Raw genomic sequence first — 16,720 nt, 5'->3', positions numbered from 1 at the left:
GACTGACGCAGCCTGTTGCTCACTCATCCTGCCGCAACTAACCGCTCAATCGCACGCTCTAAGCGCGCCATGCCCTCGGCGATATCCGCTTCAGGAATGACCAGAGAAGGCGCCATCCGCAGCACGTTCGGCCCGGCGATCAGCGCCATCAAGCCCTCTTCAATCGCAAGTGGCAGAATGTCTTTGGCGCGGCCTTCATAGGCATCCGACATCTGGGCACCTATTAATAAGCCCATACCGCGAATCTCTTTAAACACGCCATGCTTGCGGTTGATAGTTTCTAAATGCTCGCGGAACAGATCGTGGCGATGCTTAACGCCTTCGAGCACCTCGGGCGTATCGATAAGCTCCACCGCAGCCAGGGCAACGGCAGATGCCAGCGCATTGCCGCCGTAAGTAGAACCGTGGGTGCCAACAACCAGCGATTTAGCCACCGAGTCGATAGCCAGCATGGCGCCAATGGGGAAACCGCCGCCCAAGGATTTGGCACTGGTAAGAATATCCGGCGTAATGCCGTAGTTCTTATAAGCGTAGAGTTCGCCGCTACGACCAACGCCGGTTTGCACCTCATCAAAAATCAGCAGCGCATTGTGCTCGTCGCAGAGATCGCGCAGCCCTTGGAGGAATTCTTGCGTGCCGGGCACGATACCGCCCTCGCCCTGCATGGGTTCAACCATAATTGCGCAGGTGTCGTCGCCAACCAGCTTGCGAACGCTATCCAGGTCATTGTAATTAGCGTGCAGAATTCCGCCCGGCACCGGCCCAAAGCCCTGGGAGTATTTGGGCTGGCCACCCACGCTGACGGTAAAGAAGGTGCGGCCATGAAAAGATTGGTAGAACGAGATGATTTTATCTTTATGCTCACCGTGATTATCCACCGCCCAGCGGCGCGCCAGCTTAAGCGCAGCTTCGTTGGCTTCACCGCCGGAGGAGCATAAGAACACCTTATCGGCGAAGGTACGCTCGACCAGCGTCTTGGCTAAGTTCAGCGCTGGCTCGTTGGTATACACGTTGGAGAGGTGCCACAGCTTTTCGCCCTGCTCTTTAAGCGCATTGACCAGCACAGGATGGCAGTGGCCAAGAGAGTTAACCGCGATGCCCCCGGCAAAATCGATATATTCACGGCCCTGTTGATCCCACAAGCGGCTACCTTCACCACGCACGGGAATGACCTGCTGCGGTGAGTAGTTGGGCGTCATGTAGTGGTCGTAATCTTGACGGCTTGGGGTATGACTCATGGGACGCTAGCTCCAGTGGAGGAAAGTAGTAACAACAGTATAAGGTGGCAAATAGACCAAGCGCTTTCAGCAATGGGACGGCAAATTATGAATAGCGGCGTCTTTGCGTATCACTGAACCGCCTTGAAGAACTCTAAAAGAGCCCCATACTTATTAGCAAGCTATGCGGTTATTCGCTGAGCTTCGCTGCATAGTGATGAGCACCGACACTCAGGATGAGAGGAGACCAGCGTATGCAGATTGATCTAAGCGGCAAACACGCCATTATTACAGGTTCCACAGCGGGCATCGGTTTTGCAATTGCTCAAGGGCTCGCCAAGGCAGGCGCTGACGTGGTCATAACAGGGCGTACCCAAGCACGTGTTGATGGCGCTATCACCGCACTTAAAAAAGACACCCCCAATGCCAAGGTAGAAGGCGTGGCGGCTGATCTCGGCACCGCTGAAGGATGCCAAACGCTTATCAAGCAGCAGCCCAGCACGGATATCCTGATCAATAACGTGGGTATTTTTGCGCCCCAGGACTTTTTCGATGTAGATGACGCTACCTGGCAACAATTTTTTGATGTCAATGTGATGAGCGCCGTACGCCTTTCCCGCCACTACGCCCAGGGCATGCGCGAGCGCGACTGGGGCCGCATACAGTTCATCTCCAGCGAGTCGGGGATCAACATCCCCAGCGAGATGGTGCATTACGGCATGACCAAATCGGCGCTGCTCTCCGTCTCTCGCGGGCTGGCCAAAGTGCTCAGCGGCACCCAGGTCACCGTGAATGCCATTCTACCTGGGCCGACCCGTTCAGAAGGCGTGCTCAAGATGATTGGCGAAATGGCGGAGAAAGAGGGCATCTCTCAGCAAGAGGTGGAAGAACGCTTTGTTAAAGAGAACCGCCCCTCTTCAATTATCCAGCGCTTAGCGACACCCGAAGAGGTCGCGAGCATGAGCATCTACGCTGCCTCTCCCCAAGCCAGCGCCACCACCGGGGCGGCACTGCGCGTGGAAGGCGGCATTGTGGATACGTTAACCTAAACGCTCTTCTCTCGGTGTCATGCCGAAATGGTGACGGTAGGCGGTAGAGAAGTGGGCGCCTGAGGAAAACCCCGTGGCAAACGCAATATCGCCTACCGGCCGGTCACTATCGCGCAGCTGTTTACGTGCTTCCTGCAAGCGTAAATCCAGGTAGTAGCGGCTGGGCACCGCCTGAAGATACTTTTTAAATAGCCGCTCCAACTGACGCCGGGAAATGCCTAGATGTTCGGCAAGCTCCAGGGTCGAGAGCGGCTCTTCAATATTGGCTTCCATGAGCGTAACAGCATCCACCAGGCTTTGCGGCGCATGGCCCAAGCGGCTACGCAGGGGCACGTGTTGGCGCTCATCTGCCAAACGAATACGGTCGCAGATAAACTGCTCAGACACCTGCTCAGCCAAGCGGGCACCGTGGTGCTGGCCAATCAGCGTGAGCATCAAATCCATGGCCGCGGTACCGCCCGCGCAGGTCAGCCTGTCGCGATCAATTTCAAACAGCTGTTGAGAAAGCGTCACTTGCGGATAGGCTTGAGAAAAAGCCTCAAAACGCTGCCAGGGCAGCGTCGCACGATAGCCTTCAAGCAACCCACAGCGCGCCAATACCTCAGTGCCCCCGGCCAACCCACCTAGCGCCACACCGCGCCCCTGGTGCCCGCGCAGCCACTCATTCAGCTTTGCAGGCAGCGTATAGGGCAGCGGCGTCGGGGCGCATATTAACAGCAGGTCAAGCGGGCCTAATGCGGTACTTAAGGCGTGCTGAGCAATGAGAGAAAGCTGAGCACCGCTGCGCACGGGCTCGTCATTGAGACTTAATGTGACGGTGTGGTAAAGCATCTGCCCACTCAGCTGGTTAGCCATTTGTAGCGGCTCCAGCGCGCTGGCGTGGGTCAATAACGAAAAACCTGGTAGCAGCAGAAAGGCCACCCGCCGACGCGGTAGCGCTGCCTGTGAGGCTAACGGGTTGGGCTGCATGATAACTGATTGAGTTGCATGAAAAGATGCATGAAAGACCGCCATCGACATAGGTAAACGATCATCTTACCCAATTGCGTAGAGGATGGCAGCGTTATGACCACTGCAACAAAAACGTGACGCATGAATGCAAATTGCCGGGCGCAAGGCCCGGCAAAAAAGAGAGAATGGTTAAGTACTAATTACCGCGGTTAATAATGCCTAACACGACGATACTAACCACAATCACGCCGACAATGATCACCACTATCGGGAGTAACTTATACAGCCCGCCTGGCCGCTTCTTGGCTTCAGGCTGTAGATGCGGTTTTGAGGTTTCATAATCCTCAGGTATTCGCTCATTGATAATATGCTGCTTCTCTTCTTCCGGGGTTTTGCTTTCCCTAGTGTCCATAAACACCTCCAGCGTTCCGGTCGAATTGGGCGGCGCTACCGCCTCTGTGAATGGCTTACAGATTCACGACATCAAACGTAACCTCTGGATTGACGTCGGCATCGTAATCAACATCGTCACGCTCAAAGCCAAACAGCTTCAAGAATTCGTGCTTATAACCAGCATAGTCGGTAATCTCGAATAAGTTTTCGGTCGTCACTTCAGGCCACAGATCCTGGCACGCTTGCTGAACGTCATCGCGCAGTTCCCAGTCATCCAAACGCAGGCGCCCTACCTCATCAGTGACCATTTCACCGCGCTTGCCTTGGGCTGAGTAGAGCTGCTCGCCGAATAGACGGTTCAATTGATCGATCGTGCCTTCGTGCAGACCCTGCTCTTTCATGATGCGGTAAACCATGGCGATATACAGCGGCATTACCGGAATGGCCGCGCTCGCCTGGGTGACCACCGACTTGAGTACCGCCACATTGGCACCGCCACCGGTCTCTTTCAGCTTGGCGTCGATAGCCGCTGCTGCGCGGTCAAGGTCTTCCTTGGCTTTACCCAGCGCACCGTGCCAGTAGATCGGCCAGGTGATTTCAGTGCCGATATAGCTAAACGCCACGCTACGCGCACCTTTTGCCAGCACACCTGCTTGGTCAAGTGCTTCCATCCACAGTTCCCAATCTTCGCCACCCATTACCGTAATGGTGTCGTCGATTTCCTGCTGGGTGGCTGGCTCTACTTCTGCTTCGATAATCGCGTCTTTATTGGTATCGATAGCAGTGGCGCGGTAAGTTTCGCCAATTGGTTTGAGGCTCGAACGCTTAAGCTCGCCGCTATCCGGCAGCTTGCGAACGGGTGATGCCAGCGAGTACACCACCAGATCGATCTCGCCCATGTCCTGCTTGATCAGTTCAATGGCTTTTTCCCGCGCTTCATGGGAAAACGCATCGCCGTTAATCGACTTGCTATACAGCCCTTCCTGCTTGGCAAACTTATCGAAGGCGGCACTGTTATACCAGCCTGCGGTGCCGGGTTTCTTATCGGTGGCAGGCTTTTCAAAGAAAACGCCCAAGGTGTCGGCGCCGTAGCCAAACGCTGCGGTAATACGTGCTGCCAACCCATAGCCACTTGAAGCCCCAATGACGAGTACTTTTTTTGGGCCAGCCTGCTTATCCAAACCGCGAGCACGGGTCGCTTCAATCTGTTCGCGAACGTTCTGCTCGCAGCCGATGGGATGAGTAGTGGTACAAATAAAGCCGCGTACTTTGGGTTTAATAATCACAGAGAACCTCTTTATCGGATTGATTTAGCTTTTAATATCGTAACTGGCAACATCATAACTAGCGACACCGTTTTGCCATAGCTTTTGGCATAGTTTGTGGCATAGCTTTTGGCATAGCAGTGTCATGACTCATAGAGGCTATTCTAGCTGTCTCCGTGCGCTCTGTCCGCTCCTGAGCTATCGTCCTCCCATGAGCGACTCTCCATCCTTGAGCTCCTGCCCGCCCTTGAGCTCGGGGCGCATTCGCGTCACGATAGCTGCCAAAGTACTTATATCAGCAACGACTTCCCACGAGGCGATCATGAATGCACAGCAGCTAGTAGATGAACGCGGCGATCTATGGCTAGCGCTAGCCCCGCTGTGGCTGGACCGTGAACCCAGTGAACGCGATTACGCGCGTATGATCGAGGTCATAGAGCGCTATGATATGACGCTTAACGAGCTCGAATGGATGTTTCGCCTGGAAATGGCACCGGTGATGTCTCGCCATCAGCTTTCAATCGCCAGCGAATGGCGACAATTTGACGACTATAAGCTGATGAAGCAGTTGGTCAATCACAATATGCGCTTGAAGGGCTGGCGACGCAAAAGCTGGGCGCTGTTTTCAGGCTTAACGACCATGATGGTGCGTCACCGCTGGAACGCACTCATGAATCGTGTAGCAGTCGCGCGGGGCGAGCAGGTATAGAGGGATAGTGCCCTGTGGGGCTATGGGTATGTTTGATCCAAGGCTTCTTCCAGCGCCAGACGCAATGGACGCCCGTGATAGCGCGGTCCAAAGCGGGCAATCACCTTGCCATCACGGCCCACCAGGAACTTGGTAAAATTCCATTTGATCAGCTGTGTGCCTAGGATTCCAGGCGCCTCGCGCTTGAGCAGCACAAACAGTGGATGGGCATCACTCCCATTGACATTGACCTTTTCCAGTAGCGGAAAACTGACTCCAAACTGCTGCTCGCCAAACTGGCAAAACGCTTGAGCACTTTCCGGCGACTGGCGGCCAAACTGATTACACGGGAAACCGAGCACAGTGAAGCCACGATCCCGGTAGCGCTGAAAAAGGGTTTCGAGTTCGCTTAGCTGCGGGGTAAAGCCACACTGGCTGGCAACGTTAACCACCAGCAGCACTTGGCCGCGTAGCGCACGTAAATTGAACGGCAGCCCTTGGTGGGTATAGCAGTCTTGGTCGTATATTTGCATCAATCAGCCCCACAAAACCCCAAACGGCATGGGTATCACCATGCCACGGCTATGCTTTTTACACCAGCGGTCCGGCGACCACTCGTAGCGCCAGCGCGATTAACAGTACGCCCGTGATGCGGTTAATCCAATGGGCACGCCGCTGTAGCCAGGGCAAAATCTGCGAGTGGGAAAGCACCACCGCCACCAACACGTACCAACCGCCATCAATAATCATCGCCGTTAACACAATGATAGCTTTAGCTACCCCACTCATTTCCGGGGTCACAAACTGGCTCAGTAACGCAACAAAAAACAGAATCAGCTTCGGGTTGCCTAATGCCACCAGCACGCCCTCTTTGGCCGCCTGCCCTCGGCTAGTGACAATCGCATTAGGCTCTAAGGCACCGGCTTTCCCGGCACGCAGCGCTTTAACCCCTAGCCACGCCAAATAAGCCGCGCCGAACCAGGTAATCAGCTGGAACAGCAGCGGAAAACCGGCGATTATCGCGCCTAGCCCCCAAACGGTAAGGAGCGCATAAAAGCCTACACCAAAGGCATGGAAAACTGCCGCGGTCACTCCAGTAAAACGCCCGCCGCCTAACGTATGGCGCAGCACCAGTGCCAAGCTCGGCCCCGGCGACATAGCGCCCATGGCACAAATCGCGGCGAGCGATAGCCAGAGTGTTAACGGCATGTCTTTTCCTCCTTGAGGGGTCAAAATCAAAATATGAGCAATGATGGCCAGTATACGCCAAGCCAAGCAACACTTCGGTAAGCGTCTTAAATAACGCTGTTAGCATGGTACGCTGTTGGGTAAAATTTAATCTTTTGCTCTATGCGATTTATTCGCTCTTTTGAAAACATCCGCCCCGCCGCTCATTGCGCGGGGCATATAGAGAACATAGGTCTAGAAAACATAGGACGGCAACATGGGTAGGGCTTTTCAGAACCGTAAGGAATCCATGGCCAAAACGGCCGATGCAAAGACCAAGGTCTACAGCAAATATGGACGCGAGATTTACGTTTGCGCTAAAGCGGGCGGCACCGACCCTAATGGCAATCTGGCGCTGCGCGGCTTAATGGAGCGGGCCAAAAAAGATCAGGTGCCCTCTCACGTTATTGATAAAGCGCTCGACAAAGCCAGCGGTGCCGGTGGCGAGGATTTCTCGCCCGCACGCTACGAAGGCTTCGGCCCTGGCAATGTGATGGTGATTGTCGACTGCCTTACCGACAACCCCAACCGCACCTTTGGCGATGTGCGCGGCTGCTTCACCAAAACCAAGAGCAAAATCGGCACTCCCGGTAGCGTCAGCCATATGTTTGACCACTGCGCTATCTTCTCCTTCGCCGGAAGCGATGAAGAAGCCGTGCTTGAAGCGCTGATGGAAGCCGATGTGGATGTCACCGATATTGAGCAAGAGGGTGAGAGGATCACCGTTTTTGCCCCACATACCGACTACGCCAAAGCCAAACAGGCATTATTAGATGCCTTCGGTGAGATTGACTTTGAGGCAGACGAGATTCAGTTCCTGCCGCAAACCACCACCCCGGTGGAAGGCGATGATGTAGCGATGTTCGAAAAATTCCTAGGCATGCTCAACGAACTGGACGATGTGCAAAACGTCTATCACAGCGGTGAGCTGCCCGAGTCTACAGACGCCTAAGGCCTGTTAGTAAGAAGATTCTGCCGCGTTGCGTGCATCCAGGGCAGCATCCGGTGGCAACATCGCTGACTGCACGCCTGCGGCACTCAGCACTGTTTTACCGCGCACAGTTAGATCGGTAATAAACAAAAACTGCTGGCGCGGATCCACCGGGTAAGCGCGTATGCGGTAGTGGGTGCCCCAGGGTTTCTCTTCGGCCACCACAATAATTGGCTTATCGAACTTCAGATAGGCGCTGGTTAACGCCACATCGCGCAGCGCTTTACGTACCCAGCCTGCTTCGTGCTCGGGGTGAAGGTAAAAACTCGCCACGCACTGCAGGCTGGTACCGCCATTATTAGCGTTGTAAACGGCGTGATCCCACAACTTTAAGTGCGGCACGGCGACTAAATCATCGTCGGGCGTCTGAATATCTACCGTGCGCAAACCGACGTGCTTAACCTCGCCGTAAGTGCCTTCAATATTAACCCAGTCCCCTGGGCGATAAGGCAGTTCAATCGCCGAAACAACACCCGCAATCAAGCTGCTTACGTAATCCTTCATGGCAAAACCAATGGCTAAGCCCAGTGCTCCCAGCAACGTGACCATATTACGTAGCGATGGCTCGATAATAATCGGTACGATGATGGCCAGTGCAGTAATCAAAATCAGTAGGCGCGTTAGAGGCACCAAGGCAAAAATGCGGAAACGCACTTGCCCGTGTAACCGAGTGGCCAGCCAGTTAAGCCCCCGCTGGCTGACAATAATCAGCACAATGGTCGATAGCAGCACCACCCCAAGGGTAATCATCGCTTGGCTATCAATATCGTTAAACAATCGTGCGTACTTTTGTTGTTCGTCCATGGGTGCCCTCCGCAGGCCTGTCGCTGTTAGCGCGGCGACTTAAAGGGGATCAACCAGATAATTGCGCGATTCCAATAGCTGGCGAACGCTTGCGTAGCTTAACGGTGTGATCTGCCAACGCCCTTCGCTGCTTGAAACAATCCCTTTGCGCTGCAAAGCTAACCGGGCATTGAGTGCCTCGTGGTGTGAAAACGGCAACACCTGCCCGAGGGAGTGGTCATCCAGACCGCCATGAACCAATAACGCATGCAGCACCAGCGTGGCGATATCCCCGGTATCTGTGGAGAGTTCTGCCTCGGCGAGGGCATCGACCAGCCACAGCGCCTCTTCATCGTCTGCTGTTGGCTCACGCAGCCGCTCGCGCCAGTAGTGCCAAGCAAGACCTATATGACCACGACAGTGAGCAGCTAAGCGCTGTAGCTCTTTGTTAGGGGCTTTGTCGCCATGCTGGGTTGCTGATTCAGTCAATACTGGCTTACCGGTTCGCGTGCTGTAGACCAACGGAGACTGTCCCTCATGGGTCGCAATCTTCGCAAAGTACTGCGACAGCTGTTCGCCCTCCATGGCTTGAAGGGTAAATACCGGCGCGCCCTCGATACCGACCACTTCTTGTAGGTAGGCATACGCCCAGCTGTCACAGCCAATCACACCCTGCCCCAAGCGGCCACTTAAGGCGCGCTCAAGAAATTCACGTACGCCCTGAATACCCTGAGTGTGGCGTAAAAAGTAGCGTTCTAATGCGGGAACAGCCCACTCGCGTTGATTGGCACAACGCTCTACCCACTGAGTGTCGCCTTCGGCAAGCTCGCTGAGCGTGGGTGGCGGCAAACAGGCAAAGTGGTGCTGTTCCGCCCACTGACTCACCACAGAAACATGGCCGCTGTGCGGCGGGGTAATAAAAAACGTAACCGGCGCTTGCTGGCCTTTTAGCTGCTGCGCCAAAGCCCTTGCGGCGGGCGCCCAATCGATGGGCGGCACTAAATGCTCTAGCTTAACCTCGGGCAACGCACGCAGTTCATGCTCTTCTTTTACCTGCTGCTCAGCGCTGTTTTTGCCTACCAGCCACGTCGAAGCCGAACGCAACGAACGTCGCCATTGGCTTGCCTGGGTCTGCTCAGGGGTACGAAACTGATCGAGCTCGACGACCGCCCACAGCGGCGTGTCGGCTGATGATGAATGCTCCCCCATGACCTTGTCCCTATGGTTAGCAATAAGCGTTCACTTTAGCACGGTGCGCGCAGCTTCTAACCTCATAGACGAACTTATGGTCTAAAATAAAGTCTTGATAGACAGTCGTTAGCGCACATAACGGATTATTATTTTATTGCGAGAGCAATGGCAAAAGCTAAAGGAGAAAGCAATGAGTGTTGTCCACGTTAGCGAAGCAGAACTCCACGCCAAGCTCGAGAAGTGTATTGCCGGTGAGCGGCTACTGATTGAGCATGAGGGCAATCGCTTTAGCGCCAGAATCCAGCACGTTGGGCTAATGGGCGTAAAGGTGATACCTGAAACCGAGATTAAGAACAGCCATCGCACACCGGGTGACGTTGAAGGCGTGATGGTGCCCTACGATGAGATATTGGAGCTTGAAGTAAAAGGCGTGGTCTACAGCCGCTTGCCAGATTAGTCTGCACTTGCACGCCCGGCAAGTGCGCAAGGCGTGCAAACTGTTTGTCTATGACTCACTTCCTCGAAAGTAAGCCACCTGTTTTAAAACGTCAGGCAGATCTTGCCGAAGTGCTGGCCAGATTCCTGGTGGCGGAAAGCGTCGGCGATCTCGGCAAGCGGGAATTCGCGGTCAATGATCGGGTGCATATCGAATGTTTCCAGCGCACGAATCATCTCGATCTGGTGGCGACGACTGCCCACAATCAAGCCTTTCAAACTCGCCTGTTTGGCCATTAATTTAGCCGTCGGTATTTCACCCTCACGCCCAGTGAGGATACCAATCAAGGCGATATGCCCACCGATTTTGATTGCATCAAAGGATTGCGGCAGCGTACCTGGCCCGCCCACTTCGACGATATGATCAACGCCTTCGCCGTTGGTCAGCTCTTTCACCCGCTTACCCCAATCAGGCGTCTCTTTATAGTTGATGGTGTGCTCGGCGCCCATCTCACGCAGCCGCGCCAGCTTTTCGTTAGATGAAGAAGTGGCGATTACCCACGCGCCCATTAATCGGGCAAACTGCAGGGCAAAAATGGATACCCCACCGGTGCCCATCACCAGCACGCTATCCCCCGCTTTAATCCCCCCATCGACGACCAGTGCCCGCCAAGCGGTTAAGCCAGCGGTGGTTAAGGTAGCGGATTCCGCATGGCTATAGCCCTTGGGCTGATGGGTAAACCACTCAGCCGGGCGTACAACCTGCTCACGAGCGTAGCCATCCACGCCGTCACCTGGCGTGGTGCGAAAATCACCGACACGCGCCGGGCCTTCCAACCAGTGGGGAAAGAAGGTCGATACCACGTGGTCGCCCACCGCGAACTCACTGACACCATCGCCCACGGCTTCGACAACGCCCGCGCCGTCAGACATGGGAATACGCCCATCGTCGGTGGGAATCATCCCAGCGACCACGGCGTAGTCGTGAAAATTCAGAGAACTGGCGTGTAGACGTACTCGGATTTCACCAGGGCCCGGCTCCCCAGGCGCTTCCATGTCGACAACGTCCAGCTTGTCCAAACCGCCGGGCTGATTCAGCTTGATCGCTTTCATCGTTACCTCAGTATGTACAGTTCGAATATGTACATTGATGTATGTATCTACTGTTGGTTGGGGCCGTTGCCGTCGATATCAAGGCCCAGGAAGCCACCTGACTGGCGCTGCCACAGGCTGGCATAAATGCCGTTGCGTGCAAGCAGCTCCTGATGCGTGCCACTTTCCACCATGCGCCCTTCATCCACCACAATTAACCGGTCGAGCATGGCAATGGTCGACAGCCGATGCGCGATGGCAATCACCGTTTTGCCTTCCATCAGCGTATCCAGCTGCTCTTGAATGGCGGCCTCCACTTCCGAGTCCAGCGCCGAGGTGGCCTCGTCCAGAACCAGAATAGGGGCATTTTTGAGCAGCACCCGGGCGATCGCGATCCGCTGGCGCTGCCCACCGGAAAGCTTCACTCCGCGCTCGCCCACATGGGCATCCAGGCCACGACGCCCTTTCGGGTCGACCAGATCATTGATAAAGGTATCCGCATGGGCGCGGCACACCGCATTCCAAACGTCTTCGTCACTGGCGTGGGGGCTGCCGTAACGGATGTTGTCACGCAGCGAGCGGTGCAGCAGCGAGGTGTCCTGGGTGACCATGCCAATCTGGTGGCGCAAAGAGGTTTGAGTCACCTCGGCAATGTTTTGCCCATCGATCAATATCTGCCCACCTTGCAAGTCATAAAAACGCAGCAGCAGATTGGCCAGGGTGGATTTACCCGCCCCGGAACGGCCGATCAGGCCGATTTTCTCGCCGGGCTTGATGGTCAGGCTGAGTCCATCAAAGACGTTTTTACTCTCCCCTTTCGCCTGGGCGTATTGAAAGCGCAGCGCATCAAACACAATTTCGCCATGGGGAACCTGAAGCGCTTTAGCATTGGGCGCATCGTTGATCGTGGGCTTCTGAGCGATGGTGTTCATGCCATCTTGAACCGTGCCGATATTTTCAAACAACCCGGCGACTTCCCACAATATCCAGTCAGACATAAAACGGATACGCATGACCAGCGCGATGGCAATCGCCAAAACGCCCAGGGAAATCGCCTCCGTGTACCAGGCGCTGATCGCCATGGCCGCAGTGCCCACCAACAGCGCCGTGTTGAGCAGCGTCAAACCCACGCTCATGATCGTCACCAAGCGCATCTGGCGGTGAACGGTGACCATAAAGCCTTCCATAGCGTCTTTGGCATAGCGCTGCTCGCGCTCGGTGTCGGCAAACAGCTTGATGGTCTGGATATTGCTATAGCTGTCCACCACGCGCCCGGTCATTTGGGCACGGGCGTCTGCCTGCGCCATGGAGACATCGCGCAGGCGCGGTACGAAGTAGCGCATGATCGACAGGTAGCCCACCAGCCACAGGCCCAGTGGGATCAGCAGCAAAAGATCCGCCCGGCCCAGCAGGTAGGCCGCACCAGTGAAATAGACGATGGCGTAGACCAATAGATCCATCACCTTGGTGACGGTCTCGCGGATCGCTAGCGCCGTTTGCATCACCTTTTGCGACACCCGCCCGGCAAATTCGTCCTGATAAAATGCCAGGCTCTGGCTAAGCATATGGCGGTGGGATAGCCAGCGGCCGATCATCGGGTAGTTACCGAAAATACTCTGATGGGTGACCAATGACTGCATCAGCACCAATAGCGGCAAACCGATCAGCAGCAATAGCCCCAGACCAGCAAGCCACAGGCCGTTTTCAGCCCAAAAGCCTGCACGTTCAACGTTGCCCAGCCAATCGACCAGTTGCCCCATGTAGCTAAAGAAAACCACTTCAGCCGCCGAGACCAGCGCCGTGAACAGCGTCATTAGCAGCAACAGCGGCAGCATCGGACGGGAAAAGTGCACAATAAACGGCATTAAGCCCTTAGGCGGCGTTTTAACCTCGCCTTCCGGATAAGGGTTTACCCGCGTTTCGAAGTAACGAAATAGCGGCTGTAAAACACGCGATAGCATGAGGCTTCCTTACGTGACTGGCGTTGGTGTGTCTGAGGTTGATGTGACAGACGTTAACTTATTTATGTAACAGTTTGATTGTTTAAGATTTAAGAAGGAGCGTGGCGCAGCAGCCAACGCGCCCAAAAAGGCGCAATGATCATCAGCGTGACCATGCGCAGCAGGTGATGAAAGGCAACAAACACCGGGTCGATATTGAGCGCGACGGCCAAAATAGCCATTTCGCCAATGCCCCCCGGCGCCAGCGCCAACAGCGCCACATCGCGCCCTACCCCTAACAGTTGGTGAATCAGCTCAGCAAAGAGTGCCAGTACCAGCAACGCTAACAGCGTCGCCACACCAGACTGCCATAAATAGCGGCCAAAAAGCTTTCGCGTCATGCCCTGAAAGCGCGAACCAATGGCACTGCTCAGCACCCACAGCATCAGGTTCATCCCCCATTCCGGGAGAGCGAAACTGGCAATATCAACACCGGATAATAGAGCAGCGGCTAGCAGTGGTGCCAGCAGTGCAGGGCTGGGAATTCGCAGCCAGCGTCCTAGCGGCAACAGCAGCGGGATCATCAGTAGCATCCAGCCGTGTTCAAAACTGCTATGAACAGGGCCGATGCCCTCGCCTCCGCCCTCATAGGCCCAAAATAGCGGCGGCAAAAAAAGAATCACTAAAATGATGCGCAGCGACTGCGCGACTGCAATACGCTGGGGGTCGCCACCGCACTTTTCGCCCAACAGAATCATCGCCGTCATCGCGCCGGGCGAGGCACCAAACCAGGCACTGACGGGGTCGAAACCACAGCGCCGGTACCAGGCAGCGGCTACGGCGGTGGAGGCGGCTACTCCCAGCAGCAAGAGAGCAGCAGAAACCGGCCAATCCAGTACGCGATGAGCCAGCTGCGGCGTCACCTGGCTACCCAACACCAACCCCATGACGGCTAGAAATACGTTACGCAGTGGCTCAGGCACTTCGACCTTCACACCTTGTGAAGAGACCACGAGGTTGGCAATAAGAGGGCCAAGCATCCATGCAAGGGGCAGACCGGACAGTTGAAACAGCGTACCGCCAACGGCGCCAACGGTTAGTGATATTGTCAGCGCTTTTGCGCTCCCTGCATTCAACACGACGCCCTTCACATCGACTCCCTAAATCTTAAAATCTGTCCCTACTGACGCAATAATTAACCTGCTAATTACATCCAATAGTTTAGCACTGAACCAGCGGCTTGGGCTTCAATGATGGCGAAGATATATGGTTTTGGTTGCTAAGCTCACCTTTCAAGACGTCATCCATCATCTTAATTTTTTGGTCATGCTATCTGTATCTCCCGGCCAGCCAGCGTATAATGTCTTCCGCCAGTAATGGCGAACTTTCTCAGGGCGGGGTGTAAGTCCCCACCGGTGGTGATGCCATATCTTTATTGATGCGGATAAGCCCACGAGCGCTCAACCAGAGGTGTCACCTAACGGTTGAGGACAGCAGATTCGGTGAGATTCCGAAGCCGACGGTAATAGTCCGGATAAAAGAGAAGGTTTCCTAGTGATATTACCCGTAGCGTTCCAACGCATGCGGGTGCTGTGCTATTGGATGCCTCATGCCCTGGTTCTGGTAACCAATCCCCTTAGGATGACCATGAATCAGACCCAACTTTCTTCATTCCCTCGCGTTGCCTTTATCGAAGCGTCTTGGCATCACGATATTGTTGCCCAAGCCAGAGAAGCATTTATTGCTCAACTTGCCAGCGAGCATGGCTTTTCCGCTGATCAAATAGAAATATTCCAAGTTGCGGGGGCTTATGAAGTGCCTCTTCAAGCTAAGTTGCTAGCCAAAACAGGTCGTTACAGCGCCATTGTGGGTGCGGGCTTTGTTATTGATGGAGGCATCTATCGCCACGACTTCGTGGCTCAAGCAGTGGTTGAAGGCATGATGCAGGTGCAACTGGAAACAGAAATTCCCATACTTTCTGTCGTGCTGACGCCGCATCATTTCCATGAACACAGCACGCATCATGATTTTTTCTATGACCATTTCCGTGCCAAAGGCAAGGAAGCGGCTGAAGCGTTGGTAATGACTTTGGAAAACCATCGACGGATTCAAGGACTAAGATAAACCACTGCCAAAGTTGTGGAGATGCTTAGGTAGCGGGCAATCTGAATGTAAGCTCGCTACCTGAGTCAATTCATAGACGTTTGACGCTTAAATAGCCGTTTAGGCTCTTTGCTGCAAAGTAACTCAAGCCTTTTCAACTCATGAGGCTGATCCAAAGTGACGCCCTAACGCTGATAACGTGGGCATCATGGGTGTAGGTTTAGGTAGGTTGGGCTGGGTTGGGTTGGGTTGGGTTGGGTTGGGTAGCGCAGGATCGGATCGATAGGCGTCCATTTCAGGACGTTCAGTTACCATCACCGCTATCTTCGCCATAGCAGAGGTCAGGTGAGTGCGAAACTCATGCTACCGGCCCGGTACTCGCCCGCACCACCAGCTCGGGCGGTATTACCTTCCGAACCGGCGGAAATTGCTCCCCCGCCATACGAGAAAGCAGCAACTCACTGGCACACTGGCCAATTAGGTCAGTGCGCACCCGCACACTGGTCAATGCTGGTGCCGAGTAGGCGGCCGCAGCCATATCATCGAAACCGGTGACAGAAATATCCACACCTGGGCGCACCCCATGCCGGTAGCACGCCGCCAGCACACCAAAGGCGATAATGTCCGAAAAACACATAATTGCGGTCGGTGGTTCCGGCATCGCAAGCAGCCGCTTTAGCATGGCGTCACCGAATTCCAGTGTCGTTGGCCCGTGGTGAACCGAATCACTGGTGACAGGCAAACCGGCAGCATCCATCTGCTGCCGGAAGGAGCATTCTCGATCACGGGCAGTGGACGTATCACCGCCACCACCCAACCAAGCAAAGCGCCTATGCCCTGCTTCATATAAGTGTTCGAATAAAAGACGGATGCCTAGCACATCGTCGTTGATGACTCGATCGAAACTTGTATCAGCGACATCCCGGGAAATCAGCACCAGCGGAAAATCCTGTAGATGCCTTACCTGCGGCCCATCAAGATCTTCTCGGGTGGTACCGGCGACAGGCACTAAAATCAGCCCCGCGGCACCATGCTCGGCCATCTGACGAATGAAGCGCGCCTGAATCGATGGTGTTTCATGGGCATGGCAGAACAGCATCATGCGATCCGCCTCGCGGAAGCACGCTTCCATGTGCCCCAGGAATTCGGTGAAAAAGGGGTTGCTCAGATCATTAAGGCATACCGCTACAGTGCCGCTATCGCCTCTCCGCAACCCCGCCGCATGCCGGTTATAGACGTAACCCAGTTCCTTCGCAGCCTGTTGGATACGCTCCCGCGTCGCTTGGGAAATTCGCAGATCATTACGCAGGGCTAATGATACTGCGGAAACGGTGACGCCTACCTGATCGGCGATAGTTTTAAGTGTCGGACGACTTGCCATATAAAAATCTCAAC

At 54.9% G+C, this 16,720-nt stretch carries 17 protein-coding genes and 1 riboswitch; of the genes, 5 read left to right on the top strand and 12 right to left on the bottom strand.

Translation table 11 applies throughout. From position 1 onward, the window contains the following. Positions 1-23: 23 nt before the first annotated feature. A complete protein-coding gene (locus HALA3H3_RS15450; protein WP_022522493.1) occupies positions 24-1,238 on the bottom strand; it encodes an aspartate aminotransferase family protein in 1,215 nt (404 codons plus the stop codon). 233 nt (positions 1,239-1,471) lie between these two features. Here HALA3H3_RS15450 and HALA3H3_RS15445 point away from each other — a divergent pair, with 233 nt between their 5' ends. Then, positions 1,472-2,266, top strand: coding sequence for an SDR family NAD(P)-dependent oxidoreductase (locus HALA3H3_RS15445; RefSeq protein ID WP_022522492.1), 795 nt, complete (start codon positions 1,472-1,474; stop codon positions 2,264-2,266). On the opposite strand, the gene HALA3H3_RS15440 is transcribed toward HALA3H3_RS15445, so the two are convergent. The 3 genes from HALA3H3_RS15440 to fabV all read right to left on the bottom strand — a co-directional run bounded on the left by HALA3H3_RS15440 (position 2,258) and on the right by fabV (position 4,896). Further along, complete coding sequence (locus HALA3H3_RS15440; RefSeq protein WP_022522491.1) at positions 2,258-3,235, bottom strand: GlxA family transcriptional regulator; 978 nt, start codon at positions 3,233-3,235, stop codon at positions 2,258-2,260. The genes HALA3H3_RS15445 and HALA3H3_RS15440 overlap by 9 nt on opposite strands. 178 nt (positions 3,236-3,413) lie before the next feature. Further along, positions 3,414-3,629 carry a hypothetical protein gene (locus HALA3H3_RS15435; RefSeq protein WP_022522490.1) on the bottom strand — a complete coding sequence of 72 codons (216 nt, stop codon included), beginning with the start codon at positions 3,627-3,629 and terminating at the stop codon, positions 3,414-3,416. A gap of 55 nt (positions 3,630-3,684) precedes the next feature. Beyond that, complete coding sequence (gene fabV / locus HALA3H3_RS15430) at positions 3,685-4,896, bottom strand: enoyl-ACP reductase FabV (protein WP_009288181.1); 1,212 nt, start codon at positions 4,894-4,896, stop codon at positions 3,685-3,687. A 301-nt stretch (positions 4,897-5,197) separates the two neighbouring features. Between fabV and HALA3H3_RS15425 the strand changes: the two genes are divergently transcribed. Beyond that, positions 5,198-5,584 (top strand): DUF7079 family protein, encoded by a 387-nt coding sequence (locus HALA3H3_RS15425; RefSeq protein ID WP_022522489.1) that lies wholly within the window; start codon positions 5,198-5,200, stop codon positions 5,582-5,584. Positions 5,585-5,604: 20 nt separating this feature from the next. On the opposite strand, the gene HALA3H3_RS15420 is transcribed toward HALA3H3_RS15425, so the two are convergent. Both HALA3H3_RS15420 and HALA3H3_RS15415 read right to left on the bottom strand, forming a co-directional pair. Beyond that, positions 5,605-6,096, bottom strand: coding sequence for a glutathione peroxidase (locus HALA3H3_RS15420; RefSeq protein WP_022522488.1), 492 nt, complete (start codon positions 6,094-6,096; stop codon positions 5,605-5,607). Between the two features lie 58 nt (positions 6,097-6,154). After that, entirely contained in the window at positions 6,155-6,772 is a 618-nt protein-coding gene (locus tag HALA3H3_RS15415; protein ID WP_022522487.1) for a LysE family translocator, read from the bottom strand. Positions 6,773-7,007: 235 nt separating this feature from the next. On the opposite strand from HALA3H3_RS15415, the gene HALA3H3_RS15410 reads away from it, so the two are divergent. After that, a complete protein-coding gene (locus HALA3H3_RS15410; protein WP_022522486.1) occupies positions 7,008-7,742 on the top strand; it encodes a YebC/PmpR family DNA-binding transcriptional regulator in 735 nt (244 codons plus the stop codon). A 6-nt stretch (positions 7,743-7,748) separates the two neighbouring features. On the opposite strand, the gene HALA3H3_RS15405 is transcribed toward HALA3H3_RS15410, so the two are convergent. Both HALA3H3_RS15405 and HALA3H3_RS15400 read right to left on the bottom strand, forming a co-directional pair. After that, positions 7,749-8,585, bottom strand: coding sequence for a mechanosensitive ion channel family protein (locus HALA3H3_RS15405; RefSeq protein WP_009288177.1), 837 nt, complete (start codon positions 8,583-8,585; stop codon positions 7,749-7,751). A gap of 39 nt (positions 8,586-8,624) precedes the next feature. Then, positions 8,625-9,773 (bottom strand): hypothetical protein, encoded by a 1,149-nt coding sequence (locus HALA3H3_RS15400; RefSeq protein WP_022522485.1) that lies wholly within the window; start codon positions 9,771-9,773, stop codon positions 8,625-8,627. Positions 9,774-9,945: 172 nt separating this feature from the next. Between HALA3H3_RS15400 and HALA3H3_RS15395 the strand changes: the two genes are divergently transcribed. After that, the gene (locus HALA3H3_RS15395; RefSeq protein WP_022522484.1) at positions 9,946-10,212 is read left to right on the top strand and encodes a hypothetical protein; all 267 of its coding nucleotides are present in this window, start codon (positions 9,946-9,948) and stop codon (positions 10,210-10,212) included. Positions 10,213-10,295: 83 nt separating this feature from the next. Here HALA3H3_RS15395 and HALA3H3_RS15390 read toward each other — a convergent pair whose 3' ends face one another. The 3 genes from HALA3H3_RS15390 to HALA3H3_RS15380 all read right to left on the bottom strand — a co-directional run bounded on the left by HALA3H3_RS15390 (position 10,296) and on the right by HALA3H3_RS15380 (position 14,373). After that, positions 10,296-11,303 (bottom strand): zinc-dependent alcohol dehydrogenase family protein, encoded by a 1,008-nt coding sequence (locus HALA3H3_RS15390; protein WP_022522483.1) that lies wholly within the window; start codon positions 11,301-11,303, stop codon positions 10,296-10,298. 47 nt (positions 11,304-11,350) lie between these two features. Further along, on the bottom strand, positions 11,351-13,243 hold the full coding sequence (locus tag HALA3H3_RS15385) for an ABC transporter ATP-binding protein (protein WP_009288174.1): 1,893 nt from the start codon (positions 13,241-13,243) through the stop codon (positions 11,351-11,353). An 89-nt stretch (positions 13,244-13,332) separates the two neighbouring features. Beyond that, positions 13,333-14,373, bottom strand: a complete 1,041-nt coding sequence (locus HALA3H3_RS15380) for an AbrB family transcriptional regulator (RefSeq protein WP_022522482.1) — start codon at positions 14,371-14,373, stop codon at positions 13,333-13,335. A gap of 230 nt (positions 14,374-14,603) precedes the next feature. After that, positions 14,604-14,772: riboswitch (FMN riboswitch) on the top strand. A 97-nt stretch (positions 14,773-14,869) separates the two neighbouring features. Here HALA3H3_RS15380 and HALA3H3_RS15375 point away from each other — a divergent pair. Then, positions 14,870-15,346 carry a 6,7-dimethyl-8-ribityllumazine synthase gene (locus HALA3H3_RS15375; protein ID WP_053857005.1) on the top strand — a complete coding sequence of 159 codons (477 nt, stop codon included), beginning with the start codon at positions 14,870-14,872 and terminating at the stop codon, positions 15,344-15,346. A gap of 337 nt (positions 15,347-15,683) precedes the next feature. On the opposite strand, the gene HALA3H3_RS15370 is transcribed toward HALA3H3_RS15375, so the two are convergent. Then, positions 15,684-16,706 carry a LacI family DNA-binding transcriptional regulator gene (locus HALA3H3_RS15370; RefSeq protein WP_022522479.1) on the bottom strand — a complete coding sequence of 341 codons (1,023 nt, stop codon included), beginning with the start codon at positions 16,704-16,706 and terminating at the stop codon, positions 15,684-15,686. Positions 16,707-16,720 lie beyond the last annotated feature (14 nt).

Origin of the sequence: Halomonas sp. A3H3 (genome assembly GCF_000982975.1) — a bacterium.
In the GTDB taxonomy this organism is placed as follows: domain Bacteria; phylum Pseudomonadota; class Gammaproteobacteria; order Pseudomonadales; family Halomonadaceae; genus Vreelandella; species Vreelandella titanicae.
The sequence above is the reverse complement of the archived record's forward strand: the minus strand, read 5'-3'. Positions and strand labels throughout refer to the sequence as shown.